19 protein-coding genes and 2 pseudogenes are annotated in these 26048 nt (G+C 43.6%); 17 read left to right on the top strand and 4 right to left on the bottom strand.

Going from position 1 to position 26048, the window contains the following annotated elements:
* Both QT990_RS28180 and QT990_RS28175 read left to right on the top strand, forming a co-directional pair.
* Positions 1 to 451: ISAs1 family transposase (locus QT990_RS28180; RefSeq protein WP_333143913.1), on the top strand; the 451-nt coding region annotated here is incomplete at its 5' end.
* 18 nt (positions 452 to 469) lie between these two features.
* Positions 470 to 1070, top strand: a pseudogene (locus QT990_RS28175) (IS4 family transposase); the annotation flags it as partial.
* A gap of 15 nt (positions 1071 to 1085) precedes the next feature.
* Here the strand turns inward: QT990_RS28175 and QT990_RS28170 are convergent.
* On the bottom strand, positions 1086 to 1829 hold the full coding sequence (locus QT990_RS28170) for a transposase (RefSeq protein WP_333143912.1): 744 nt from the start codon (positions 1827 to 1829) through the stop codon (positions 1086 to 1088).
* A gap of 690 nt (positions 1830 to 2519) precedes the next feature.
* Here QT990_RS28170 and QT990_RS28165 point away from each other — a divergent pair.
* Together QT990_RS28165 and QT990_RS28160 are read left to right on the top strand one after the other, a co-directional pair.
* A pseudogene (locus tag QT990_RS28165) lies at positions 2520 to 3161 on the top strand (transposase); the annotation flags it as partial.
* Positions 3162 to 3171: 10 nt separating this feature from the next.
* A complete protein-coding gene (locus tag QT990_RS28160; protein WP_333143909.1) occupies positions 3172 to 3450 on the top strand; it encodes a hypothetical protein in 279 nt (92 codons plus the stop codon).
* Positions 3451 to 3532: 82 nt separating this feature from the next.
* Here the strand turns inward: QT990_RS28160 and QT990_RS28155 are convergent, their stop codons facing one another.
* Positions 3533 to 4471: a serine hydrolase gene (locus tag QT990_RS28155; protein WP_333143908.1), complete on the bottom strand. Its 939-nt coding sequence runs from the start codon at positions 4469 to 4471 to the stop codon at positions 3533 to 3535.
* Positions 4472 to 4579: 108 nt separating this feature from the next.
* On the opposite strand from QT990_RS28155, the gene QT990_RS28150 reads away from it, so the two are divergent.
* Together QT990_RS28150 and QT990_RS28145 are read left to right on the top strand one after the other, a co-directional pair.
* The gene (locus QT990_RS28150; RefSeq protein ID WP_333143907.1) at positions 4580 to 5287 is read left to right on the top strand and encodes a C40 family peptidase; all 708 of its coding nucleotides are present in this window, start codon (positions 4580 to 4582) and stop codon (positions 5285 to 5287) included.
* Between the two features lie 132 nt (positions 5288 to 5419).
* Positions 5420 to 6442: a glycosyltransferase family 2 protein gene (locus QT990_RS28145; protein ID WP_445305458.1), complete on the top strand. Its 1023-nt coding sequence runs from the start codon at positions 5420 to 5422 to the stop codon at positions 6440 to 6442.
* Between the two features lie 518 nt (positions 6443 to 6960).
* Here QT990_RS28145 and QT990_RS28140 read toward each other — a convergent pair.
* A complete protein-coding gene (locus tag QT990_RS28140; protein ID WP_333143904.1) occupies positions 6961 to 8130 on the bottom strand; it encodes an IscS subfamily cysteine desulfurase in 1170 nt (389 codons plus the stop codon).
* A gap of 96 nt (positions 8131 to 8226) precedes the next feature.
* On the opposite strand from QT990_RS28140, the gene QT990_RS28135 reads away from it, so the two are divergent.
* From QT990_RS28135 to QT990_RS28095, 9 genes are all read left to right on the top strand, one after another.
* A complete protein-coding gene (locus QT990_RS28135) occupies positions 8227 to 8898 on the top strand; it encodes a hypothetical protein (protein WP_333143903.1) in 672 nt (223 codons plus the stop codon).
* Positions 8899 to 9110: 212 nt separating this feature from the next.
* Complete coding sequence (locus QT990_RS28130) at positions 9111 to 10433, top strand: four-carbon acid sugar kinase family protein (RefSeq protein WP_333205541.1); 1323 nt, start codon at positions 9111 to 9113, stop codon at positions 10431 to 10433.
* Between the two features lie 433 nt (positions 10434 to 10866).
* The gene (locus QT990_RS28125) at positions 10867 to 11751 is read left to right on the top strand and encodes a hypothetical protein (RefSeq protein WP_333466035.1); all 885 of its coding nucleotides are present in this window, start codon (positions 10867 to 10869) and stop codon (positions 11749 to 11751) included.
* A gap of 75 nt (positions 11752 to 11826) precedes the next feature.
* A complete protein-coding gene (locus QT990_RS28120; RefSeq protein WP_333205539.1) occupies positions 11827 to 13539 on the top strand; it encodes a hypothetical protein in 1713 nt (570 codons plus the stop codon).
* 270 nt (positions 13540 to 13809) lie between these two features.
* Complete coding sequence (locus QT990_RS28115; RefSeq protein WP_333466034.1) at positions 13810 to 15102, top strand: O-antigen ligase family protein; 1293 nt, start codon at positions 13810 to 13812, stop codon at positions 15100 to 15102.
* Between the two features lie 279 nt (positions 15103 to 15381).
* A complete protein-coding gene (ldpA, locus tag QT990_RS28110; RefSeq protein ID WP_333143895.1) occupies positions 15382 to 16533 on the top strand; it encodes a circadian clock protein LdpA in 1152 nt (383 codons plus the stop codon).
* A 136-nt stretch (positions 16534 to 16669) separates the two neighbouring features.
* The gene (locus QT990_RS28105) at positions 16670 to 18436 is read left to right on the top strand and encodes a R3H domain-containing nucleic acid-binding protein (protein ID WP_333205537.1); all 1767 of its coding nucleotides are present in this window, start codon (positions 16670 to 16672) and stop codon (positions 18434 to 18436) included.
* A 547-nt stretch (positions 18437 to 18983) separates the two neighbouring features.
* A complete protein-coding gene (locus QT990_RS28100) occupies positions 18984 to 20492 on the top strand; it encodes a CheR family methyltransferase (RefSeq protein ID WP_333466033.1) in 1509 nt (502 codons plus the stop codon).
* A gap of 3 nt (positions 20493 to 20495) precedes the next feature.
* On the top strand, positions 20496 to 21626 hold the full coding sequence (locus QT990_RS28095; protein WP_333143892.1) for a chemotaxis protein CheW: 1131 nt from the start codon (positions 20496 to 20498) through the stop codon (positions 21624 to 21626).
* Positions 21627 to 21931: 305 nt separating this feature from the next.
* Here QT990_RS28095 and QT990_RS28090 read toward each other — a convergent pair whose 3' ends face one another.
* Positions 21932 to 22141 (bottom strand): hypothetical protein, encoded by a 210-nt coding sequence (locus tag QT990_RS28090; RefSeq protein WP_333143891.1) that lies wholly within the window; start codon positions 22139 to 22141, stop codon positions 21932 to 21934.
* Between the two features lie 99 nt (positions 22142 to 22240).
* On the opposite strand from QT990_RS28090, the gene QT990_RS28085 reads away from it, so the two are divergent.
* Together QT990_RS28085 and QT990_RS28080 are read left to right on the top strand one after the other, a co-directional pair.
* Entirely contained in the window at positions 22241 to 23665 is a 1425-nt protein-coding gene (locus QT990_RS28085; RefSeq protein WP_445300647.1) for a methyl-accepting chemotaxis protein, read from the top strand.
* A 363-nt stretch (positions 23666 to 24028) separates the two neighbouring features.
* Complete coding sequence (locus tag QT990_RS28080; RefSeq protein ID WP_333143889.1) at positions 24029 to 25912, top strand: methyl-accepting chemotaxis protein; 1884 nt, start codon at positions 24029 to 24031, stop codon at positions 25910 to 25912.
* Positions 25913 to 26048: the final 136 nt, after the last annotated feature.

The raw sequence follows: 26048 nt of genomic DNA, 5'->3' as shown, positions 1-26048 counted from the left end.
CCATTTTGAACGAGCAACCTGTTTTTTCGTCAGCTTCTATAGATTTGCAGGACTTAATTTAGATGCGTTTACCCTGGTTGTACGAGTCCGTCATCTCTGGAACAAAACTACCCGTGAGGTTCAGTTTTATTGGTCTTCTTTACACAGTGATGCTCAACTTATTGGTCGGGCTATTCAACAACATTGGGGTATTGAAAACCAGGCTCATTGGACTCTTGACTGTACATTTGCTGAGGATGCTTGCCGCATTCGCTCTTTCCACAGTCCTCGGAATTTTGCTCTTTTACGACGCATTGCTCTCAATGCCCTTAATCGAGAACTGACTTACAAACGCAGTCTCCGACAAAAAATGAAACGCACTGCTATGGATAACGATTATATGATTCAAGTTCTCTTTTCTTGTTTTCTTGACCCTACATTAGATTCTTCTGAGTCCTTGTGTCAAGCCTAATTGAGATGCTCTTACCCTGGTTTACGAGGGAGAATTGTCAACTTACCGTTGATGGTAGCAGCAGTATTAACCTTGCTGTGGCGAGACGTAGCTGGAGTGACAGAACTCACAAGAATGCTGGCAAGAGAAGGTTTTTTGTGGTGCCGACCTACGACAGTTAGTCAACAAGCAATGTCTCAAAGGTTTTTAAGTTTTCCTGCCACTTTATTTGAAGGAGTTTTTAAAAATTTATTACCAAGTTTAAGAACTGCTTGGTCCAAGAGAAACCAACGACCCCTACCAGAAAGCATTCAATTTGCCTTGACTAAATTTTCGAGCATTTGGATAATAGATAGTTCAACGCTCGAAGCATTGTTTTGCAAGCTCAAAAGCTTGGAAGATATACCAAAAGGGCAGTTGGCAGGAAAAATGGCAACAGTTATAGATTTAATGACCAGGCTCCCTATCGATATTTGGTTTCTGGAAAACTAAGCGAGCTTCTGATGTTAAGCTTGAAGAAAATATTCTGCAATTAGTGCCAACTCAAACCTTACTCTTACTGGATAGAGGATTTTATCATTTTAGCTTTTGGCTCAAATTAATTGAACGAGATATCCACTTAATTACTCGTTTAAAACAATAGTTCGGACAGTTTTTAAGCAGCCAGAGTACCATAAGACAAGACTGAAGGAAGGTTAGGGTGATTTAAAATCAAATCCGGGTCTAAATCTAACTTATCAATAAAGGTAGAAAGTAGATGCTTATTGAATTTCAGACGTTTATAAGAACAGATTGAAAACACAAAAGATTTGGCAGATGAATGACAACTAGAGAGTTCATATTTGGCTAGATTTAAGGCAATCAGACTGGCATTAAAATGAAAATCAAGCCGTGGTAAATGACGAGCTTGACAATCTGACAATCCCGTAAATTGTTTAGCATCACGAAAAATAAATTCGATTTGAAAACGAGCCTGATAATATTCAACAATTTGCTCAGGTGGTAGATGAATATCAGTGCTAAATAATAAAGTATTTTTGATTTTCCCATTGGCTTGAACCTCAGAAATACAAGCCAAGCTAATTTGGCAATTTAAACAACAACTCCACACTACTAATGTATATAATGAAACTCCCGGTTTTATTTGTTTAACAAACTTAAGACGACTCAGATATTGGCAGTCAACCTTACCATCATATTTGCGAGGTGCTCCCAGTTTATTTTGTTCACCTGTATAGAGATAGCGTAGGTTAGCATCAACTCTTAGCTTGCCAATAAAGTCTAAATTCAACTCCCCCACAGCATCCCAGAATTTAGAGCGATAATAATAGCCATCAGCGACCATTTGGACGTACAGAAGTTGGGAAGGAACAACGAGTATTCTTGAGATGTTTTGCATAATCATCAACTCTTGTGATGTCAGGCGTTGAGCTTTGAGACTCCTGTTTTTTGCGAGATTTTTTTGACCAGCTATTCTTCGGTTTTTGTGGCAGTTTTTTCCCTGGCTTTATTTGAGGACGTGATGGAGTTTGTTGCACGCTTAAGCTATAAGATAAACGAGTCTCAATTTCGACAATAGAAATCACAGAAATTTCCAATCCCTGTTCCGATTTACCAGCTACACCATTATAAAAATAAGCCTTGCCGTCAGTTTTTTTGCCACTTTTTCTTAAAAAAGAACAATCAATAACAGCAATGACTGTGTGTTCAGGATTTAAAGCAAGTTCCGTGGAAATATTGATTAAATTGTGGAAAATTAAAGCTTTTGAGAAAGTGACGACGGTAGGTTTTTTCGCTCAAACAACTATAACGACTGAGATTTGTGAAGTTGACCTTGCCATAAGCCAGCAAGATAGTTGAGAATAAAGTGATTAAAAACTTCTTTTGGGGTTGACTAATCCCTGGCATTTGTTGTAAGATGGATTCCATGATTTTCCTAAGGCAATCTGTTGAGCTTGTGTGTTTTTATAGCTTAACCGAAAAGAGTGCCTTTTTTTCTGTTGATTTTGGGTTCAGATTGCACTCACTTTTTTCACTTCTCTGCTGCAAAAGCGATCGTATCCCTCTTTAAAAACTGTCCGGAGTATTGTTAAAAAAAGGAGCAGCAATTAAAATACAGCAAGTATTTACCAAGAGTTATGAACTCCGAGATAGTCGGATACGGCTAGGCTCAGGAACTTCAAAAACTCCATTTATTACCTTACGTTTGATTGAAGTTCGTTCCGGTAAAATTTGGCATTCTTATTTGACAAGCGTACTAGATCCTCATGTATTACCTCCCTACGTAGTCGCAGATTTATATCGCAGGCGCTGGAGGATTGAAGATGCTTTTAATACCGTAAAAAGGCTTTTGGGATTAAGTTATTTGTGGACAGGTTCTCTCAACGGCATCCAGCTTCAAATTTGGGGGACTTGGATATTTTATGCACTCTTGGTTGATTTAGGTGATGCCGTTGCTGACCAACTCTCTTTACCAATAGATTCGATTTCATTAGAAATGATTTACCGGGGTCTTTACCATTTTTATGTAGCTCATCAAAAAGGTAAGGCCACTGACTTGATCGAGTATTTCGCCGCGCCCGAAAACCAAGATTTAGGTATTGTTAAATCTCAACGAAAGCCCAATGTTAAGTTAATTGTTGCACCTTTCCCCGATCGACAGCGAGGCCTGAATCAATTTTTATTTGATGCCTCTTCTGAAATCCCTTTGACAACTGCCATACAGGCTTAACTTGTTACAAATGGCTAAGCTAATCCAAAAAGAATTGGCAGATTTAGCTGGACTGAAAGAAGAACAAATTAAACGTTATGAAGATAATGACTACGAAGATGCCAGTTTTTTGGATGTAAGATTTGTAATTGATGCACTGGAAATCAAAATTCAAAAATGTGAGTTTCTAGTTCCTTTAGATACCCTAAGAAGAACGCCAGTTACCAAAGAAGAATTACTTTCCTCAACTCATCGTTTTCACAGCCAACAAGATCAACGAATGATGGAGCAAGTTCAATTAAAAAGTTAGGGTTGACAGTTGACGCTGTTAGAGTCCCAACTTTTTTCAGAAGTCGGGAATCTGCGTGTATAATTTTCAATTTGCCCTAAGTCTAATTAAGTGCTTTCATCGCTTCGACAACTTGCCGCGAGATAAAAGGTAAAATTTCTTCATTCTTGCTATTCTCTTTCCCCTCGGTAAATACAACCAACAAATACGGCCGCAAACCCGATATTTCAATATAAGCAGCATCGTGACGCACTTGACTTGTCAGTCCCGCTTTTGACCACAATTTTGCTGATTCTGGCAATCCGCCACCTAAAAAACCTGTAACTTGATTTTCAGGATCTGCTTCTAATTCTGCTGGATCTAAACTGCGTTTCATTAAACCCATCATTTCTTGCGATGCTTTGGCAGAAACAGCTACGCCGCCGATTATACTGTGCAGCAAACGCGCCGCTGCATTTGTGGTCAGCATATTTCTATTTTCCATTAATTCTCCCACAAATGCTCGCTCGCGACCGTAGGGGCCGTCACACCAGGTTTTTTGATTGGCGTTAATATTTTGTAATTCTGGCCAATCCAATGATTGAAAGTAACGGTTGACGATGTTTCGCTGCTGTTTCCAACTTTCAAAGGGGCCTGGTGATAATTCTGGGCCGCTGGTGGTGCCGGTGAGGGCGTCTACTACTAAACTGGTGGCGTCGTTGCTGGAATCAACTATCATATCTCGGACGGCGCGTTCTAATTCTGGCGATGTTTGAATCATGCCTTTTTGCGCCCATTCCCAGATGGCAACGAGGTAGAATAATTTGACGATGCTGGCTGGATAAATTCGTTCGGAAGCTCTGGCGCTAAAACCTCGCGGTTGATATTTCCAAAATTCTTCTGGACTCAGGGCACCGCCTGTATTGACTCGCACCGGCGGATCGTAGACTATCCAGGTAATGGCTGTACGATCGCCACTTAATCCTGTAAATTCTGACAATGCGGAGCTTATAATGCTACTGCCGAGGTTTTCTAATTGTTCGTCTTTGTGAAAAAATGTCATGGTTAATGGCTGACGGTTAACGGTTAACGGCTAGCAGCTAATGGCAATCTATCGTTAAATGCGAACAATAAATGCGAACAATTAACAGCAAACAATGAGCAATTAGCAATGGCCAATTATCAATTATCTGATGTTCAGGAGTACCGGGCGCGATCGCACATAAATATTTACGATTCCCCAAAGTGCGATCGATTGGCAACTCAAGCAGCCCTGGGGCGGCATTTGCGCGTCGTCGAACTCCCCCTAAGACAGAGCGATGTAAACTTGGATACAACGGCTGTGATGGTGCGGCTGTGCGAAGATGATTATCCGGGATGGCTGGATATTCGAGATGTTGAGTTGCTCGATGTGGCAGAAACAGTGTATCATCCTCTGGTGCTTTCTGAGGCCCAAATCAAGGAAAAATTACCAATAGTAATTACTTTCGCTCGCGAGGCTATGAACCAATCCAATTATTATCTTTGGGGCGGTACAGTCGGGCCAAATTATGATTGTTCGGGCTTGATGCAAGCTGCTTTTGTGGCTGCCGGCATCTGGTTGCCGAGGGATGCTTATCAGCAGGAAGCTTTTACTAAACCTATTAGTATCAGTGCTTTAGAACCGGGGGATTTAGTATTTTTTGGTACGCCAGAAAAAGCCACTCACGTAGGATTGTATCTCGGAGATAATCGCTACATTCACAGTTCGGGACAAGCACAAGGTCGCAACGGTATCGGTATCGATGTTTTGTCGGAGGAGGGCGATCTAGTCAGTCAAGCTTATTACCAGCAATTGCGGGGATATGGTAAAGTTGTGGCAAGTTATCAACCTAATTAGTTGTTGACTGTTGACTGTTGACTGTTGACTGTTGACTGTTAACTGTTGACTGTTGACTGTTAACTGTTAACTAATGACTGTTAACTAATGACTAATGACTAATGACTAATGACTAATGACTAATGATTACTGATGTTATCTAACAAACAAATGGACGCTGCATTATTTTTGGAAAAATTGGCGAGACAGCAAGCTGAGGCTGAGGTTGTTCTCGACGTTTCGGTGGTGGTGCCGGTGTATAATGAGGTGGAAAGTTTGCCTCATTTGATTGAGGCGATCGCCTCTTCTATCCAACCATCTGGACTCAGCTATCAAATTATTTGTGTAGATGACGGTTCTAAGGACGGTTCGGGTGCACTTCTCCAGCAGTTAGCCAGCACTCGCGATGACCTTTGTGCTGTAATTTTGCGCCGCAATTACGGGCAAACTGCTGCCATGTCGGCAGGTTTCGATCGCGCTCGCGGCCGTGCTATTGTTACCCTAGACGGCGATTTGCAAAATGATCCGGCTGATATTCCGCTATTGTTGGCCAAGTTAGATGAAGGCTACGATTTAGTTAGCGGCTGGCGGAAAAATAGGCAGGATAATACTATTAGTCGGTTGATTCCTTCTAAAATTGCGAACTGGTTAATTGGTCGCGTTACAGGCGTAACTTTGCATGACTACGGCTGTTCTTTGAAAGCTTATAAATCCGAGTTGGTAGCAGACTTGAATCTGTACGGGGAATTGCACCGCTTTTTGCCTGCTTTGGCGTTTATTGAAGGGGCGAGAATTGCAGAACTTCCGGTGCGACATCACGCCCGCCGTTTCGGTCAAAGTAAGTACGGGATTTGGCGGACTTTTCGCGTGTTGATGGATTTGTTAACTATTTCTTTTATGAAAAAGTTTCTGACTCGACCGATGCACGTTTTTGGACTTTTGGGACTGAGTTCTATGACGTTGGGAACGGTTTTAGGGATTTATTTGACAGTCTTAAAATTGGGTTTTGGTCAAATTATTGGGAACCGCCCTTTGCTGATTTTGGCTGTGGTTTTGCTGTTAACTGGCGTGCAGTTATTTTGTTTTGGTTTGCTGGCGGAAGTGATGATGCGGACTTATCACGAGTCGCAGGGAAAACCTATTTATCGGGTGCGCGAGGTGTTTGGTTCTAAGTAAAGGATTGGTGTTAAGCTGTGGAGCATTTAAACCAGTAACGAGGCTTGTATGGTGCGTCAGGAGTGAACTCTTACGCGCTTATGCGGGAAACACTTCTGTAATGACGCACCCTACTATCGTCTTTTAAATGCCGAACAGCTTAGGAATGAGAATTAAATAACTTACAATGCGTGATGGTTCTTGTGGGATGGGCGTCCCGCCCGTCCAGAAAGGGCGGGCTATAAGCCCAACCCCTACTCCCCACTTTCAAGAGTGTAAATTATTTAATTCGCGATCCTTAGTAGATCCCCGACTTCTAGCATTAGCTTTGATGTTAAGTCTGGGAAACGGTTGCAGAAGTCGGGGATCTGGTGTTATATAATTTAACTCATCTACGATATTGAACAGTCCAATCTCAAATGGTAAGGTGCGTCGCCACGCTTGAATCTGAAAGTTTCATTTAGTATCTCATAGCGACGCACCCTACAGATTACTGTCAACTGTCAACTGTCAACTGTCAACTGTCAACTGTCAACTTTCTAACTCATTACTTTTTGAGCTTGTCGGAGAGATTGAATAGTTGCGATCGCGTGTTGGGAAACTGCATCTATTTCTGCTTCGGTATTGAACCGGCCAATACCGAACCGAATTGAAGCATAAGCTAATTTGTCCGATCGCCCGATCGCTGCTAAAACATGAGATGGAGATATTTTCGCCGAAGTGCAAGCAGATCCCGAAGAAACTGCCGCCGCCGGTTGCAAACCCAACATCAACGCTTGACCGTCAACCCCGGCTACACTAATATTGAGATTCCCCGGCAATCTCTTAGTAGCATGACCGTTGAGAAAAACATCGCCCAATTCACTCAAGTTTTCCCACAAACGCTGCCGCAAATTAACCACTCGTTCTGTTTCCGACTCCATTTCCGCAATTGCCAATTCTACTGCTTTGGCAAACCCAACTATTTGCGGTGGGTAGAGAGTTCCCGATCGCATTCCCCTTTCGTGGCCTCCTCCGTGCATTTGCGGCGCTAGCTGCACTCTCGGTTTGTTGCGGCGCACGTAGAGAGCACCGATGCCTTTTGGCCCGTAGATTTTGTGGGCTGTCAAGGACATTAGATCGATATTCATCTCCTCTACGTCGAGGGGAATTTTGCCGATCGCCTGTGCCGCATCTGTGTGAAAAAGAATGTCATTTCCCCGACAAATTGCTGCAATTTCTGCGATCGGCTGGATGACGCCAATCTCATTATTTGCCGTCATCACTGAAACTAAAATTGTCTCGGCGCGAATCGCTTTGATCAAATCGCCTATATCAATCAGCCCGTCGCTTTTCACTGGTAAAACAGTAATGTCAAACCCCAATTTTTGCAAATAGGTACAGGGGTCTAGAATTGCATTGTGTTCGGTTTTTACTGTGATAATGTGCTTTCCTTTACTGAAATAAGCTTCGGCGATACCTTTGATCGCTAAGTTATTTGCTTCGCTGGCGCCACTGGTAAAAACAATTTCTTCTGGAGAAGCATTGATCGCTTCTGCTATGATTTGTCGTGACTGTTTTACTGCTGCTTCTGCTTCCCAGCCGTAGACGTGGTTGATGCTGGCTGCGTTGCCGAATTGTTCGGTGAAATACGGCAGCATCGCATCAAGTACCCTTGGATCTACGGGGGTTGTGGCGTGGTTGTCGAGGTATATAGGACGTGCGGACATAGTGCAGTTTTGGGTGAAAAAAGTGTTAGGTTTATTGTAGACGAGCCCCTTGTTCTACTACAAAACTTTATAATTAAGAAATATTTGTGAAGATTTATGCGAGCTGACATTCAGGGATTAGAAATTACTGTCGGTGAGCTCAAGCACCTCACAGGCGCGGGGCCCGATCGCGTATACCGCCCGCCGACAGCGACTAAGTTTGCCCGCGAAGCTTTGAAAACTGTCGGTTTAATTGTTTTGCTTCTAATCAGTTGTTGGCTGCTGGTTGCGATATTTCCTAGAGCTTATTTGTTGTGGTTCGCCCTCCACTTGGTTGCGATACTCGGTTTAATCCTTGAGGATGCGTGGAAAATTCGGTGCAGTCGGCAAAACAAAGATTTAATCAATCTTTTTGATGATGTGGATCGCTATAATGGTATAATCGAAGCGATCGCCATTAATGATCGGATAGAAGATGCTGGCAATGCGGGAGTCAAAATCGGCGATCGGGCAAAAGTCATTCAAGCCTTGCAGCTAATCAGAGACGATTTAGTTCGAGCTTTGAAAACCGAAAGAATTCTCAGGGAAAACAAAAAATTTGTCGCTACTAACTCCGAATTGTTTGCCAATAATTTGAGAACTTTGAATGCCCTGCAAATTAGCGATAGATCGAGCCAGCCGGGACGATTACTCAACGAAGCTTTGCAGGTAGCCGTGGGAGTTCAAGCAGAAATGAAAAAGTTGCAAGAGCGAAACGCTGCTAATTTTAAAAATGGCAAAAGTAAGTAGCGTGCACGGCTGCGTGCGCCTCTTACGCAGTAGCAATATGCAGCTTGCTGAACCGCAACAGGCAGGATGCCTGTTCCACTCGAACTCAAAGACATTTTTAAAATTATGAATTAGGAGAATTGTTGAAAAAATATCATAATTATTGTAAATTTTTACCTATTACGTAACAGGTAAGGATATCTTGGAAAGGTGACGTTAACAACCAGGTCAGTATGTCTTCTGCCAAACCCAAGATTATAGTTCTCGACGACGATCCGACAGGTTCTCAAACCGTGCACAGTTGCTTGCTGCTGACACGTTGGGACGAAGACACCCTGCGTTTGGGGCTGCGGGACAAGTACCCGATTTTCTTCATACTGACAAATACTCGATCGCTAACTCCCGAAAAAGCAGCCTCCGTCACCCGCGAAGTGTGCCAAAATCTAAAAAGGGCGATCGCCAGCGAAAAAATCGAAGACTTCCTAATAGTTAGCCGTTCCGATTCTACCCTGCGCGGCCACTATCCCATCGAAACCGACGCGATCGCTGAAGAACTTGGTCCCTTCGACGCCCATTTTCTAATTCCCGCCTTTTTTGAAGGAGGCAGAATTACCCGCCACAGCGTACACTACCTAATAGTTAACAGCGTCCCGACACCAGTACACGAAACCGAATTTGCCAAAGATTCAGTCTTCGGCTACAGTCACAGTTACCTGCCAGACTATGTAGAAGAAAAAACCAAAGGTCGCATCCCTGCTGATGCAGTCGATCGCATTTTACTCGGAGACATTCGCTACGGAAGTTTAGATCGACTGATGGACATGACAGACAACCAATGTGCAGTTGTTGACGGCCAAAGCCAAGGCGATTTAGACACATTTGCCAAACACATTCTCCATGCAGTCAGTCAAGGCAAAAAGTTTTTATTCCGCAGTGCAGCAAGTATTTTAACATCCTTAGCTGACCTCGGCCCGCAGCCAGTAGCAGCCGACGAAATGGCAAAATACGTGAGGGATGGCAAACCCGGTGCAGTCATAGTTGGTTCCCACGTTAAGAAAACTACTGAACAATTGGAGCGCTTGTTAAAAGAACCCAATATAGTTAGCATTGAAATAGATGTATCTCACTTGTTAGAAGATTCACCAGAGTATCGCACCCAACTGCTCGATGAAATTCTCGAAAAAGCCCGCACTTCTCATGCCGATGGCAAAACGCCTGTAATTTATACCAGCCGCAAGGAACTCGAATTTGAAAATACCGAAGTCCGGTTAAAATTTGGAGAGGCGGTTTCTGCTTTATTGATGGATATCGTGCGGGGACTGCCTGCCGATATCGGGTTTTTGATTAGCAAGGGCGGCATTACTTCTAATGATGTTTTGAGTACAGGTTTGTCGCTGAAAAGTGTCAGGCAAATCGGTCAAATTATCGCAGGTTGTTCGGTGGTGAAAACCGAGGCTAATCATCCTCTGTTTCCCAATTTACCAGTTGTTTTGTTTCCGGGAAATGTGGGGGATAGCCATGCTTTGGCTACGGTTTACAAGCGGCTGAGCAAGTAACCAGCAGACAAATCTAAAAAAACAGAACACCCAGAACCCCGACTTCTCTAAGAAGTCGGGGTTCTAACATCGATACCAAGCTGGAGGCTTCTATTATTTTTATGACCTCAAGCCCGGTAAATATCATCTTGGACTTAGATACCTCATTGGCGCACAAAGAGCAACTAACATCAAAGAACAGGTATTAGAAAAAGTCTGGACTGGTTGGATAGCGATGCCTTTTGTGGACTTACACCTAGTAAATTGATGAACATACGAAACTTTATTGATAAATTATATATTGTAGTGTAAGATACTTTTTTTGGAGGCGATCGAAGTTTAGTATTTTTAATTGTTTCATCATAAAAATATCACGTAAAAAATCAGTATTTTTACGGTTAAAACATTTATGAATTAGTCCTAATATATAACCAAGTAATTGATGAGTCACTTTGTGAAAGCAAAGCTAATTGATGTGATTAAGCATTTTGCCTTGTTTTTATTGGCTTTAATCATTTCGGGTGTAATGGCACTGAGCCATGTGTCCGCAGGAGCGACAGCGCCCTCTGATATAGGAATAACCAGGGTGACTGAGTTGAAATCCGCTGAAATTGATGGCATCCGCTTTGAAAGCATAATGCCAGAGCCTGTATTGACCCTTTCCAAAAAACAACCTGACACTTCCGGTGTAATTGCGCTCGGCCATGTACCCAGATTGTTAGCTGGGGCTGTTGATGCGGAACTGGGGAGGGCAACTGAATTGACATCCTTTGAATCAACACATAGCAATATCGATAGCAATGCAGTTGAAAGAAATGGTATTCGGTTGGAAATTTTAGTACCAGACAGGGTATGGCGTATACCTGAAAAACAAGATGCTACTACTCCTGTTCGGATCGGTTTTCAAATTACAAACAACACACCTTACCCCATTCGCTTTCCTCCACTCGATCCCCTGCTGGTATTTCCACTAGCAATAGTAGATGCTGATGGTAATTTATTACGAAGTTCTGGGGGTAGAGGTATGCTTCTCAAGTCTCCGCAACTGGCTTGTCCCTTAGTTCAACCGCGAGAAAATCTAACCTTTTTCTTGAAAGCGGAACTTTTCTGGCAGAACAATCAGCTTCTATTTGGAGGCAATGATGGATTGGGTGGCGGATGGACTTTCGATATTGGGCCTGGTAACTATCAAATTAGGTTGAAATACATCAATCCTAGGTCAGTATTATTCTGTGATGACCCACACATGACTGAATACAAATTAACACGAGGGATTTGGACAGGTCAAATAGTCACACCCTTTGTGAAGTTTCGCATCGTCCAATCTGAATCCAAATAAAACTTAAGTGGCAATTTTTACTCGATTTCAGGTCAAGACTGTTATTTCCTAGTACATACAAAGGAGTTGTCAGCAATGAGACTATCCCAACACTGGACAATTTTATTAAGTTCACCCTTGCTGATTTTACTCACAGGTAGAGCCAGTTTCGCGTTTTCTTTCACAATGCCATCTCAACAACCAAACCCGATATGCACTCCTACCTCGCCTTACTGTTCCTCAATATCTCAGACAAAGCCTGGTGTTGGTACTTTGACTGTCTCTACTACCTCAGTCTCTGTACTCCCACTAGGTGGCACAAATGATTTTTTTAACCTTCTCACATCATCTGTTTGGGCCCAAAATGGTTGGACTTTTAACAAGGCGCAACCTGTAGAATCTTTAACAGGTAGGTTTGATATTGGGGTTTATGCTCCCTCTATTTTTCTTACTACCCCAGAAAGAATTGGAGCTGAAATACAAGTTCTTTATAACCCTGGTGTCGGAGATCCAGTAGGAAGTAACGTCCATTTTATCCAACGGGTAGTTAACAATCATGCTAATACCATTACCCTGCAGGGAGCCATCCAGCAACCGCCGGGAACTCCTGACGATAAAATTGATACAGTCCTAGAGCAAACTCAACTAGGTTTTATCGACCCTCGAAATCCCCAAAAACCAACATTTAACCCTTTTTACGACACCTATGGTCAGGTGGTAAGGTATCCAAATCAAACAATTCTTTTTGTAGATATTGTAGCTCGAGAAGATATCTATTATAACAACAAAAACTGGAGCGCAGAACTTTATCTTGCTGAGGTCAAAGATCCCATTAATAACCCAAATGAAGTGACAATATATAATGGGATATCATGGGGTTGGGAAAGCATATTCACTCCTCCTAAAACCTCTAAAAAGTTTTCCGACAGCCTCGCCTCCGGTTTTGAAGTAGACCGCTTTAACCTCTCTGACCTTACTCCAGGTTCAAAATATATAGCCTGGACAAACAATGACCTTCCCTCCAACCGCTGCAACCCAAACACATTTTTAAGCACTCAGAATGACTCAGGTTTTCAGCTAGGATTTAACGACGACAGTAGCCCTGTAGGAAATGGCTTTGCCTCCGCACTAACTGGTACTGTGGGCAGTAGTGGCAATATCAACCTCAATGTCAGTGCTGCTGGTGGAGGTGCTCGCGGACAAGACAGAGGCAATTACGAGCTGTTTGTTGATGTTTACGACCCGCAAGAATCGCCCGATTTTAGCTCTGCAGCTAGCGGCGGTGGCGGCTTTGGAAAAGAAATGCGCGGCCTCACTCAACAAAACCCCATCCTTCCCAATTCTCTCCAAAATGGCTGGCAAGTCTTCAACAAAGTTCCCGGCTGCCGCTGGTTTGACCCCCCAACTACTTACGGCTTTGAATTCCAATCTTTGGAAGACACTTTATTTACTGAAATTCTTGATTTTCCTGCGGGCGATGACCAGGAGTTTACTGTTGCAGTAGGAGATTCGATACTCGGTAATTTCAGTCCGGGAGATAAGTTAGACTTTATTTCTTTATTGGGTTATCCAGTAGATAATTTTAGAATCACGGGGATTGATTCATTATTTGGCGAAACAGCAGAAACAGCATTTCCGATTCAATTAGCTTTTCAGGAACGGGAAGGAAGTTTCAAGATGCGGCAAATTTCCAAGCCAATTGATGCGGAAGCTGTACCGGAACCTGGAAGTATTTTGGCGGCTAAGGGAATGCTGCTGTGGTTCGCTGGGATGCGGCATATTTTGCGAAAAAAGCGGCAGGCTGGATAATTTTTCTAGACCCTAATATCCAGACCGGGGCGGGTTTTTGAGATTGTCAATTATTAGCAGGTATTGTTGGTGAACCCGCCCCTACAGGAATCACTATCGAATGACCCTAATATCCAGACCGGGGCGGGTTTTTGAGATTGTCAATTATTAGCAGATATTGTTGGTGAACCCGCCCCTACAGGAATCACTATCGAATGAACTGAAGATGCTGCGATTGCTTCGATTCGCTGGCACTGACACAAAGCTCGCAATTACACAACTATATTTCATATGAAAAATATTTACACTTTGCTATATGCTTTCAGTCTCATTCTCATCAACCCTTGGGGAGGCAGCCGCGGCGAAATTTGGACGCAGCCTAAAGTTTTTGTTGTCCTGCTGATTGTGCTTTCAAATTTATCATTTTTATGGGAAGAAAGGAAACTTTTAAGTTTTTCCCGGTCGTGGAAAGTCTGCCTGATTTTGTGGGGATTTTTTTTGACGGTGGGAGCGATTTCTACCCTCAACAGTCCTTTCCCGGAGCGTTCTTTTTGGGGACAAGACCAAATGGGAGACGGCTGGCTGTACTGGCTGTTAATTTCTATTTTTAGCCTCACCAATAGGCTGCTGTTAAAACTGCATCCAGAATTGTTTTGCTGTCAAATACGGGGTTTGCTGATAGGAGGTGCGGTTGTAGCTGTTAGCGTTTTTCCGCAAGTTGTCAACTGGCAAATTGATTATACAGCAACGAACGGTCAGTCGATCGCAAATGATGTTTTGGCTAGTACGATTTTTCGAGGACAGCAGCCGATCGCACTTTTCTCCCATCGCGGTCACGCAGCTATAGTATTGACTTTGACAGCCGTTATTTGTGCGGTAGGTTGGAAGCGGAAATTAATTAGCGAGCGCACTTCCACTCTCGCTTTATTTCTCATTCTCCCCGCTTTGCTATTTGCCAACACTCGTACAGCAGTTTTATCTTTAATTATATCACTATCTTACTTATTGGGACGGCAATATTACAAACAATTAATTCCGGGTATTTTTATTGGTTTGCTGGCCATTAGTGCGATGACTTTTACTAGACCTCTGGACTGGAATCGAGTATCTGTTGCACAAGTAATGTCCAGCCGATCGCCCTTGTGGGAAATTTCCGTGCGCGGGATTCAAAAACGACCTCTCTTTGGCTGGGGTTTTAACGGATTTGGCATCGCATATCCTTTCGTCGCCACTCCCAATAAGGTTCCTGAAATTGTGAATTTAGGTCAGTTTTCTTATGATTATATTGCCCCAAACGGACAGGTTCGCACTGAAAAAATACCGAGTTATAAAGCTCACAATTGGATTTTAGATACTGCTATTTCTACAGGCATTCTGGGACTAATCGCTGCTGTTGCTTTGTGGGGATATTGCTTGAAATGCGCGATCGTGTCGCTAAATACCGATTTATCAGCAGTGGCGATCGGCTATTTAACTTTCATTCTGCCTTGGTTTGAGTGCGCTCAATACGCGCAGGTGCTTTGGTTAGCGCTAGATGGCTCCGAATCGAGTTTTCCGAGTCCAAAACTCTCAATCCTGCAATAATAGTCGGCTTTTATCTTGCACCCACCGCTAACAAATGATATTATTATAAGTCTGCCTGCAATTAAAACCTCAGCCAAAAATTAAAAATCGTACCCGTAACAAAAACTCTTAAAAAAATTAGATTGCCAAAAAAGTCATGCTCGATACTCCACATCTAGGGCTGACCCCCCAAGTCCCACTCCTATCGGTAGCGTTTTGATACTTGTATCTGGCTGAGCCGGAAAACTCAGTACAAATTTTTGCCTCGTAATTTTTAGCTGAAAGGATTAACATATAAGGGTGACAGAACATTATCATCCCCTAAACTCATTAAAAGATGGCCATTGGTTCAAGCTGATCTGTGGGGCGAGCTTTCAGCACCTACCGGCTGTACGGAATCTCACCTTGGCTTACACCTTAGCAGGCGCTGACTGTATCGATGTCGCGGCAGATCCCGCCGCCGTCGCCGCAGCGAAAGAAGCCCTACAAGTGGCCAGCGAATTACAGGCAAGAACTCAAAACCGCAGGTTTGGCGGCAAAGGGTTGCCGTTGCTGATGGTGAGTTTAAACGATGGGGAAGACCCGCATTTTCGCAAAGCCGAATTCAACCCAGCCGATTGTCCGGTGGACTGCTGGCGGCCGTGCGAAAAAATATGTCCAGCCGAAGCAATAGTTTTTCAGAGTGCTGGCAGTGGTTTTTCCGGGGTGATAGACCAGCAATGCTATGGCTGCGGTCGCTGTCTGCCGATTTGTCCGAGCCAACTGATTTATACTCGTTCTTACGTGTCTGCTCCCGCCGCGATCGCACCTTTAATCTTGCAATCCGGTGCGGATGCCCTAGAAATTCACACGCAAGTAGGCAGAGAGGCAGATTTTGCGCGACTTTGGTCGAGCATAGCTCCCTGGGTCGCTCAACTCAAGGTAATAGCAATTAGTTGCCCCGATGGAGACGGTTTGATTGATTATTTGCGGACACTGTATCAAATAATTTCCCCCCTTCCTTGTCCCCTAATTTGGCAAACGGACGGTAGGCCAATGAGCGGAGATATCGGAACAGGAACTACTAGAGCCGCGGTCAAACTCGGTCAAAAAGTTTTGGCTGCCCAGTTGCCGGGATACGTGCAACTTGCAGGCGGCACTAATGCTCACACTGTCAGCAAGCTGAGAGCCGAGGGACTGATGAAGGATGCCGGGAAAAATTTGTCAGTTCCCCCTGTCCCATACATTGCAGGTGTAGCTTACGGCAGCTATGCCAGGGTTTTGCTATCGCCAATTTTAGAACAATTAGAAACAATGCAGACCGATCGAGCCTATGCCGTTCCGGTGGCAGTCGCGCGGCCAGCAGCCGGAGTTCAAACATCTCGGCTACCTCAGCTCGAAGCCGTCCCAGAACTTCTCTCACAGGCCGTGAGTTTAGCTTGTTCTCTAGTTTCCCAGCTCAAAGAAATTTAGTCACAAGTCATTAGTCATTAGTCATTAGTCATTAGTCATTAGTTACAAGTAAAAAACAACTGACAACTGACAACTGACAACTGACAACTGACAACTGACTAAAAAGTTGAAAAAGTCACCGAACACATCGAGGCGAATGCAGATTACAGACGACCTCAACAAATTATTAGACATCGTGCCAGATGAGATCCGGCAGCCCTTAGAGCAGCACCCGCAGCGCAACAATCTCATTGAGATTGTCATGGATTTGGGCCGCCAACCAGAAGCTCGTTTTCCATCCTTGGCCGAACCTCTTTCCCAAACTCCGATTACCAAAGCACACCTCAACTATTGCATCGAGCGAGTCGGCCACTTCGGCGGCGACAACCGAGCCGGTATCGAGCAAACCCTGCACCGAATTAGCGCCCTTCGCAACCGCAGCGGCGAGATTATCGGCTTGACGTTGAGGGTGGGCCGCGCTGTGTTCGGGACGATCGGCATTATCCGCGATTTGGTGGAAACCGGTCAGTCAATTTTGATGCTCGGCCGCCCCGGTGTTGGCAAAACCACGGCCCTGCGGGAAATTGCCCGCGTGCTCGCCGATGACTTGGAAAAACGGGTGGTAATCATCGACACCTCCAACGAAATTGCCGGAGATGGAGATATTCCCCACCCAGCGATCGGCAGAGCTCGCAGAATGCAAGTTTCCCGCCCCGAACTCCAGCACCAAGTCATGATCGAAGCAGTGGAAAACCATATGCCGGAAGTGATCGTGATTGACGAAATCGGCACGGAACTCGAAGCTTTGGCGGCTCGGACGATCGCCGAAAGGGGCGTGCAGTTGGTCGGTACCGCCCACGGGAACCGGCTCGAAAACTTGATGAAAAACCCGACTCTGGCCGATTTAATTGGGGGCATCCAAGCGGTGACGCTGGGAGATGACGAAGCAAGACGGCGCGGTTCTCAAAAGACGGTTTTGGAGCGCAAATCACCGCCCACTTTTGAAATAGCCGTCGAAATGCTGGAACGCCAGCGCTGGGTAATACACGAGCGAGTTGCAGATTCGATCGACACTCTGCTGCGGGGACGCGAACCGAGCCAGCAAATCAGAAGTGTCAGCGAGACAGGAGAAGTAATTATCGAGCGCGACTCAGCCGCTCCCCCCGCCCGGTTTCCGGGAATGCCAGCTTCCGGCGGCCCCGCTGCTGTATCGGCAATCCGGCCGATCACACCGATCTCTGGGTGGCGGAGTGCTGGCAAAATGGTGCCGATGCCCGCTCAAGGCGCGAACTTCGCTGCTAAGAGCGCGCCGGTTGCTGAGACTCGGTATTTCGAGCAACTGCTCGAAGAATCCCTGTCCGTCGAACCAGTACCCACCCCCGGACGCTATTCCCATAATGTCGGCCCTAACGGCGAAGATTTGCCCCTCCACGTTTATCCTTACGGCATACCTCGACACCAGCTCGAACAGGTGATTTCGACGCTGAATCTGCCGGTGCTGCTGACGAAGGATATTGAGAGTGCTGACGTGGTTTTGGCTTTGCGATCGAACGTTCGGAACCAGTCGAAATTGAGGCACTTGGCCAAAACTCGCCAAGTTCCCCTGCACACAATTAAGGCCGCCACTATTCCCCACGTAGCGAGAGCTTTGCGGCGCCTGTTGGACATGGATGACCCAGGTACCCCGGAAGTGGCCGACCTCGCTTTATTCGCCCGCAGCGGTTCTTCTGACGAGCTCGAAGCTCTCGAAGAAACGCGCTTAGCAGTGGAGCAAATTGTCATTCCGAAGGGACAGCCGGTGGAACTCCTGCCCCGTTCTCCCAACGTCCGCAAAATGCAGCACGAACTTGTGGAACACTATCACCTGAAATCCCACAGTTTTGGGGAAGAACCCAATCGCCGCCTGCGGATATATCCAGCTTAAAGTGGGAGGTTGATGCCTGTGAAGGCAGAAGGTAGAAGGCAGAAGGCAGAATTTTTTCCTGGCTTCTGTCTTTTACCTTTTGCCTTTTTCCTTTAAGTAGCTGACCACTTTCTGATATGATGTTGTGTGATACTGTTCTTGTTAAGGCGATCGGCTAAATTCTCAATTTATAATTCCAAATTCCCCAATTTCCAATTACCAATACTTCGACTACACGAGCTTACAAGTTCCCCAATTCCCAATAGTTCGGCTACGCACTTCCCTTCGGCTTCGCGAACCGACGAGCCGCAGGCTAGCAGCTATGCTCAGCACAAACTCAGCACCAGCTCAGTAAAAGTTGCCACTTCCCAAATTATTAAATGAATCTACCTCAGTTGACATGAATGATTCAATAATTCAGCTATTTATTAACTTAATTACTACTCAGATTGGTTTGCGAATACGGTCGCAAGATCGTTCGGCTTTGTCTCACAAAATTTTGACTCGGATGAGAGCCAAAAAAATCGCAGAACCCGAAAAATATTATAAACTTTTAACCGCCCCAACTTTGGAAAGTAAAAATGAATGGACCGAATTAGTATTGCTATTAACAACAATTGAAAGTTATTTTATGCGAGATAAAGGACAGTTTGCTCTGTTAAGAAGAGTAATTTTTCCTGAATTGATAGAGCAGAAAAGAAACTTGCACAATACCTTGGGAATGCAGCCGACCCTGCGAATCTGGAGTGCGGGGTGCTCCACCGGTGAAGAACCTTATTCTTTAGCTATTGTTTTAAAACAGTTGATTCCCGATTGGGATCAATGGAAAATATTAATTTTAGGTACAGATATCAATGAAAAAGTAATCAAAAAAGCGCCCCAGGGAGTTTACAGTCATTGGTCGTTTCGCTTGGTTGAACCGCAGATACAAAAGCAGTATTTTCATCAGAGGGAAAATGATTGGGAAATTAATCTAGAATTGCGCCAAAGTGTAAACTTTAGCTGTGTAAATTTAATCACAGATGAGTTTCCTAATATTTACCAAAATCTTTATAACATAGACTTAATTTTATGTAGAAACGTTTTTGTGTATTTTGAACATAAGTATATTTCACTGGTACTGAAAAAATTTTCCAATACCCTGCGACCTGGAGGATATTTAATGACCGGTCACGCTGAAGTTTACGGTCAAATTATGAACGAGTTTGAACCCAAGATTTTCCCGGAGTCGGTGGTGTATCAGCGTCGGGAGGCAGTACCGGAGGAAGGCGGTCAAATAGAGTCTAGGGTTGCAACGGTAAGGGAAGCCAACTCGGCATTTCGGGAATTCCCGAAAGCAGATACTATGGGCGATGATAGTGGTGAGTTGCTAACATGGGAAACTATGCCACCTAGTTTTACTACTAACAGCAATTTTACAGAGATAGAGATGCCGCCCGTATTAAAAATAAGTAATCCGCTGGGGAAGATGCTGCCATCTCCCTATCTGGAGGAGGGCTTGCCGAACAATGCCGTTTCAGTTACAGAAAAAATAATAGCAGAAAATACTCAAAATAAAACGCCTCAAATGCTAATTTTAGAGGCTAAAAAATCATTTAAGAATAAAAATTATGCTGAGGCGCTCAACAAGGCACAAGAGGCAATAGACTTGCAGGGACATAATTTTGAGGCTTATTATTTGATGGCTCAAGTTCAGGCAAATTCCGGCAATTATTCTCAGGCAATAGAATACTGTAATCGAGCTAGAAAAGTCGATCCGGGCTCAGTATTTACTGATTATTTACAAGCTCACATTGCTGAAGAACAGGGGCAATTGGAAACAGCAAAGAATTTATTAAAGAGGACTATTTATATGTGTCCCTCTTTTGTTTCAGCTTATATAGAACTAGGAAATATATACAATAAAGAAGGTCAAGTAAAAAGAGCTATTAAAATGTACAATTCATCTTGTGAAATCCTGAAAGCACTACCGCCAAATACTCCCATAGATTCACAGGGAAAAATGACAGCTAATCAAGTGCTGATGAATGTTAAAAAAAAATTGTTAAAATTATACAGTAAAGAAACTGTACATTAAAATATGGAAACTAAACCGTATCTTATTTTTGAACAGAACGGTTTTCTCTGCGGTATAGAAGCCTGTTACGTTCGGGAAATTTTCTTTCTGCCGGAGTTGACAGCAATTGCAGAAGCACCTCAAGATATTGTTGGGGCGATCGACCTTCGGGGCGAAATTCTGCCCGTGATGGATCTGAATCTTCGTTTTGGATACGTTTGGCAAGAGTATTCTGTGACAGATAGTACGATCGTCCTAGAGTGGCAAGAATCGAAACTCGGTATAATTGTCAATCAAGTTCGCGAAGTTAAGGAAATCTCAGAAGATGCCATCACTCCGCAGCTATCTTACGGGCGAGATAATTCAGAAGCCTCTCATCATTTTGTAGCGGGATTGGCCCGCTGCGAAGCGGATATTATCATGCTGCTGAATCTCGATTCCTTAATTAGATATTCTCCCAAAAAGTCAGAGGAAAGCTGGCCTCTTTCTCCAAGCAGTGCAGGTAGTGAAGAAACAGCAGGTGAGGCAGAGACGAAAAATTTAAAGTGGCAAATAAATGGAAAATGGTTAGGCGAAACTCCTAAAATTCTGAGCAAGCGGGACGTTTTTTGCCCGCAGGCTACGCCGGAAGAAAAGGCAATTTTTAAATTGCGGGCTAATAATTTAAGGCGGCAAGGCGAGGGGGAAAATGGTGCTGCACTTAATATGTCTTTGGCAGTGTTTGCTTTGAATGGCGAATACTTGGGTATTCCTTTAGATTTAGTGCGCGAATTTACTGACATTGGTCAAGTAACTCCTGTTCCTTGCACTCCAGATCGCATAGTGGGAAATATAAATTTACGGGGAGAAATTGTGACGCTAATTGATATTCGCAGTGTTTTAAATATGTCTTTAAATATGTCGGACTCTGCCAATTATCTCTCTAAGGCGATCGTTGTTGAAGTTGGGGATTTAGTCACTGGTATAGTTGTTGACGAAATATTAGATATTATATACTTAAATGTGTCGGAAATTGCGGCTGTTCCGACTGCACTGTATTCTGCCAACCGCGAATATCTAAGGGGGACAGCTCTTTACGGGGAAAAAATGATGGCTATTCTGAACTTGCCCAAACTCCTGAGCAAAGGAGGACTTGTTGTTGATGAGGAGGTTTGAATCAACAAGTTATCTCAATTATATCAATTTCGGTTGCACGATCGCGATGATTGTTGACGTTTCACGGTTGAGACTGAACGATTGACAGTGAGTCGAAAAGGTGCAAATTGCGCTGATATATGGAAGATACATATGGAGACGACTTGACTCGACTTTACCACGACGATGCTAGCAGATTTTATCTTCTATAGTGCGTCTAAATGAGTTGTAAAATTAAGGTATGTCCACTCCCCCCGTGCTTAAGCGGATCGGGGTAGGCACTCTTGCCACTAACCCTACCAATCTGCATAAATGATTTAGACTTGCTATATAGCAACCGCCAATACGGTGAGGAAGTTGTTTATGGCCCAAATCATTGATTTTATTGCTTCTTCCTTCTTTTTAACTTGCCATTCGACTAGGCTCAGGGGGCCGATCGCGCCCTGATCGTAACCGAATGGCGATCGGCTTCGCCTCCCCTGAGCGTAGTCAAAGGGAAGCGAGCCGAAGCGGCTTCTTCCTTCTTCCTTCAACATACGCTATACCAAATCCCCTCGCTTTTCAAGCCATATTGGACTAAAATTAAGGAGAAAAATATGTTTGCTAACTTAATAAAATTCAATATTAGAAAGAGAATGCTGCTTGCATATGTAGCGCCAGCAACTATATACTTGGGTTTTCCCGTGCTAGTTTATACAACCACTAATCAGGTATTGAGTAATTTTCAAGAAGTAGAAAGGATCGAAAATGTGATCAGACACACAAATAATATGTCTGCAGGTGCCGAGCAAATGGTACGGGGGTTGCGCGGGTATTTAATTAATAATAAAAACACTGACTTTTTAAATGATTTTCAAACAGGTTTAGAATTAGCTCGCCAGTCGGCTAATAGTGTTGAGTCAATGATCCAAAATCCTGAACAAAAAGAACGTTTAGAGAAGATGCTACAACTCTGCAACCAATATTATGAGAGTTCTAACGAAATGATGGTTTTTTTACAACAAAATAAGAGGGCGGAAGCCGTGGCTATATTTAACACCGGAAAACAGACAAAATTTGTGAATGAATTTGTGGAAGTGAATAAGCAATTTCGCGACATTGAAGTCAATGCGATTAAGCAAGCCACCGCAAAAACTAAGGAATCTTTAGTTTTCTTGCTCTGGGCTGTGGTATTTGCTTCCGTACTTTTATTGGTGTTAGGTACTATTATAGCTGGGTTGATTTCGTCAGGAATTGCCCAAACTATCGATCGGGCAATTAGCTCGATCGCCACTTCTTCCACTGAGATTGCAGCCACCGTGGAAGAACAGGAACGCATGGCAAGTCAGCAAGCTGCTTCAGTAAATGAAACTACTACTACAATGGACGAATTGGGAGCATCTTCCAGGGCTACCTCACAGCAGATAGAAACAGCCGTGGTTCAAGCAATGCAAGCTTTGAATTTAGCTGGAGGTGGCACAAAAGCTGTAGAACAAACTTTAGAAGCAATGGCAACTCTCAAAACTAAAGTTCAGGATATCCAAGGACAAATTATAGAGTTGAGCGAACAAACAGATCACATTGGTAATATCTCAACTGTAGTTAGCGATTTGGCAAATCAGACTAATATGTTAGCACTCAATGCTGCTGTGGAAGCCGTGCGGGCGGGGGAACATGGCAAGGGGTTTGGCGTGGTGGCGTCAGAAATTCGCAAACTTGCCGATCGCAGTAAAAAATCTGGAGCGCAAATTAATCTATTAGTTGCTGATATTCAAAGGGCGATTAACTCAACTGTAATGGTGACAGACGAAGGAACTAAAACAGTGGAATCCGGCGTGAATATTGCCTCAGAAACCGCAGTGGCATTTGCAGGAGTTGCCAATGCCATTAACAATGTGGTTTTGAGCTCTCAGCAAATTTCTCTGAATGCCAAACAGCAAGCGATCGCGATCGAACAGGTAGTGCAAGCTATGAACTCCCTCAATCAAGCGGCAGCCCAAACCGCTTGCGGTATCAGTCAAACTAAAGTCGGCACTCAAAAATTGAATGAAGCAGCCTTAGATTTGAAAGCAGTTTTGTAGGAGATCGATGAATTATGAGTAGTTCCCAAAAAAGGCCCAATATATCCTTAAAAATTAAATCAATTGCTTTGGCGATCGGCATCGCTACAATTCCAGCGATATTAACGGGAGTAATAACTTGTTTCTGGGCAAATCAGAACCTAATCTCAAATCAGCAGTGTAGTTAGTTGTGATTTGTGAGTTATTATTTGGGAGTTGTTATTTTTTCTTTAGTACCAATTCCCAATTCCCTATACTTAGGCTACGCGAGCGTACAATTTTCCAATTCCCTATATTTCGGCTACGCGAGCGTACAAGTTCCCAATTCCCTATACTTAGACTATGCGAGCGTACAAGTTCCCAGTAACCAATCCTCCGTAACCAATGATGAACAAATTTTTCCAAAAAATGCAGCACCGACTGCTCCTACTCCTAATTTTAAGTACCTTGATTCCAGTATCTCTGGTTGGTTGGTATGGAATTTCTTCTTCAACAGAAGCACTACAAAATTTAGCATTAATAACCCTTAGTGACAGTGTTAATTCCACCGCCAATCAAATGATTAACCAATTTGACAATCTGAGAGCCGATATTTTGTTTCTCCGCAAAACTCCCCCAGTTCAGGGAATGATTAGAGCTAGAGAAGGAAAGGGAGTAGACAAACAAACTAATTCAACTTATAAAGATTGGGTTTATCGAATGCAACTCACATTTTTATCGTTGATGGAAGCCAAGCCCTATTATATGCAATTGCGTTACATAGATAACAGCGGTAAGGAGATCGTGCGCGTAGATTCTGACGGCACAAATCTCCAAGTTATTCCAGATTCTCAACTACAAAATAAAGCAGACGCAGATTACTTTTCGGCAACTATGAAGCTAAAATCAGGAGAAGTCTATGTGTCTTCCTTAAATCTGAATGAGGAAAGGGGGAAAATAGAAATTCCTTACAAGCCAACCATTCGCTACGCCACTCCAATTTTTAATGCCAAAGGACAAAGACAAGGCTTTGTCATTACGAATGCTCTGGGTAGCACTTTGCTCGATATGGTTAAAAATTTTAATCCTGAACTATCAGACCAATCTTTTATCTTAAATCAAGATGGGTATTATCTGGCTCATCCCAATCCTCAAAAAGCATGGGGATTGGAACTCAAAACTAAGGAAAATGTCAAAAATGATTATTCAGGAGACATTGTTGCTAAAATACTCTCAGGTGGCAAGGGAAATATTGACAAGACGGATCTAGTGATTAGCTATAATACAGTTTTTCCCAGCCAGGAAAATAAAAATAAATTTTTAGTAATTGTGGATACTTCACCCAAAAGGTTGCTATTTTCTTCTATTGATTCTCTTCAGAAAATAGCAGCGTTTATTGCTATTGTTTCCCTGGCTGTGGTGCTGGGATTTGGCTGGTTTTTTTTGCAACAGATTGTTGCTCTCATTCGGGGGTTGATTTACCAAATATCGTCATTTTCACTGCAAATAGAATCTAATATGAATCGGCAAGAGCAAATAGCAGATCGGCAATTTGTCTCTGTCAATCAAACAACTATAACTCTAGAAAATTTGGGCAGATCTTCTCAGCAAACAGCCGAGCAAGCTGAGTCTGTTGCCGCTGCCGCTCGCCAAGCTTTAAATCTCGCCGAAGAAGGTACTAAAAAGGTAGATCAAACTCTCAATCAAATGCTGAATCTTAGAGAAGCTGTGGTGGCAATTTCTAAGCAAAATCATCGACTCGACGACAGCACGAGTCAGATTGGCAATATATCGACTCTCGCAAGTTTGGTTAGCGATTTAGCCAGCCAAACTAATATGCTGGCTCTCAACGCTGCTGTTGAAGCAGTCAGAGCCGGTGAGTACGGTAAAGGTTTTGCGGTGGTAGCAAGCGAAATTCGTAAGTTAGCAGATGAAAGCCAACAAGCAGCACAAAAGATTAATGGTATTGTTCCAGAAATTAAGGGCGCGATCGACTCTACGGTGAAAGCAACTGAAGATAGTCGCAAAACGGTTGCAGAAGGGGTGAAAACAGCACAAGATACGGCCGAAGCTTTTACGGGTGTGAGGGAAGCTTGCAATCTGGTGTTTGCTAGCAACCAGCAAATTTCTTTTAATGTTAAACAGCAGGCGAGCGCAATTCAGCAAGTAGGTGATGCCATGAGTTCTATGAAGGAATCCGCGTCTCAAACAGTCAGCGGCATTAATCAAGTTAAAATCGGTACTCAACAACTCACAGAAGCTGCATTTAATCTTAAAAAAGTAGTGTAGTCAGTAGTCAGTAGTCATTAGTCAGTAGTCAGTAGTCATTAGTCATTAGTCATTAGTCATTAGTCATTAGTCATTAGTCATTAGCGAGCGACTGAGTAGTCAAGAGAATTATCATTACCAATTACCCATGAGCAAT

This window comes from Microcoleus sp. T3_B1 (assembly GCF_036700445.1).
Taxonomy (GTDB): domain Bacteria; phylum Cyanobacteriota; class Cyanobacteriia; order Cyanobacteriales; family Microcoleaceae; genus Microcoleus.
This window is presented reverse-complemented; position numbering and strand designations above follow the sequence as displayed.

Coding starts and splice junctions, on each gene's coding strand:
- QT990_RS28170 (WP_333143912.1), bottom strand. CDS start 1,829: ATGCAAAACATCTCAAGAATACTCGTTGTTCCTTCCCAACTTCTGTAC.
- QT990_RS28160 (WP_333143909.1), top strand. CDS start 3,172: ATGGCTAAGCTAATCCAAAAAGAATTGGCAGATTTAGCTGGACTGAAA.
- QT990_RS28155 (WP_333143908.1), bottom strand. CDS start 4,471: ATGACATTTTTTCACAAAGACGAACAATTAGAAAACCTCGGCAGTAGC.
- QT990_RS28150 (WP_333143907.1), top strand. CDS start 4,580: ATGGCCAATTATCAATTATCTGATGTTCAGGAGTACCGGGCGCGATCG.
- QT990_RS28145 (WP_445305458.1), top strand. CDS start 5,420: ATGTTATCTAACAAACAAATGGACGCTGCATTATTTTTGGAAAAATTG.
- QT990_RS28140 (WP_333143904.1), bottom strand. CDS start 8,130: ATGTCCGCACGTCCTATATACCTCGACAACCACGCCACAACCCCCGTA.
- QT990_RS28135 (WP_333143903.1), top strand. CDS start 8,227: ATGCGAGCTGACATTCAGGGATTAGAAATTACTGTCGGTGAGCTCAAG.
- QT990_RS28130 (WP_333205541.1), top strand. CDS start 9,111: ATGTCTTCTGCCAAACCCAAGATTATAGTTCTCGACGACGATCCGACA.
- QT990_RS28120 (WP_333205539.1), top strand. CDS start 11,827: ATGAGACTATCCCAACACTGGACAATTTTATTAAGTTCACCCTTGCTG.
- QT990_RS28115 (WP_333466034.1), top strand. CDS start 13,810: ATGAAAAATATTTACACTTTGCTATATGCTTTCAGTCTCATTCTCATC.
- QT990_RS28105 (WP_333205537.1), top strand. CDS start 16,670: ATGCAGATTACAGACGACCTCAACAAATTATTAGACATCGTGCCAGAT.
- QT990_RS28095 (WP_333143892.1), top strand. CDS start 20,496: ATGGAAACTAAACCGTATCTTATTTTTGAACAGAACGGTTTTCTCTGC.
- QT990_RS28090 (WP_333143891.1), bottom strand. CDS start 22,141: ATGTTGAAGGAAGAAGGAAGAAGCCGCTTCGGCTCGCTTCCCTTTGAC.
- QT990_RS28085 (WP_445300647.1), top strand. CDS start 22,241: ATGCTGCTTGCATATGTAGCGCCAGCAACTATATACTTGGGTTTTCCC.
- QT990_RS28080 (WP_333143889.1), top strand. CDS start 24,029: ATGATGAACAAATTTTTCCAAAAAATGCAGCACCGACTGCTCCTACTC.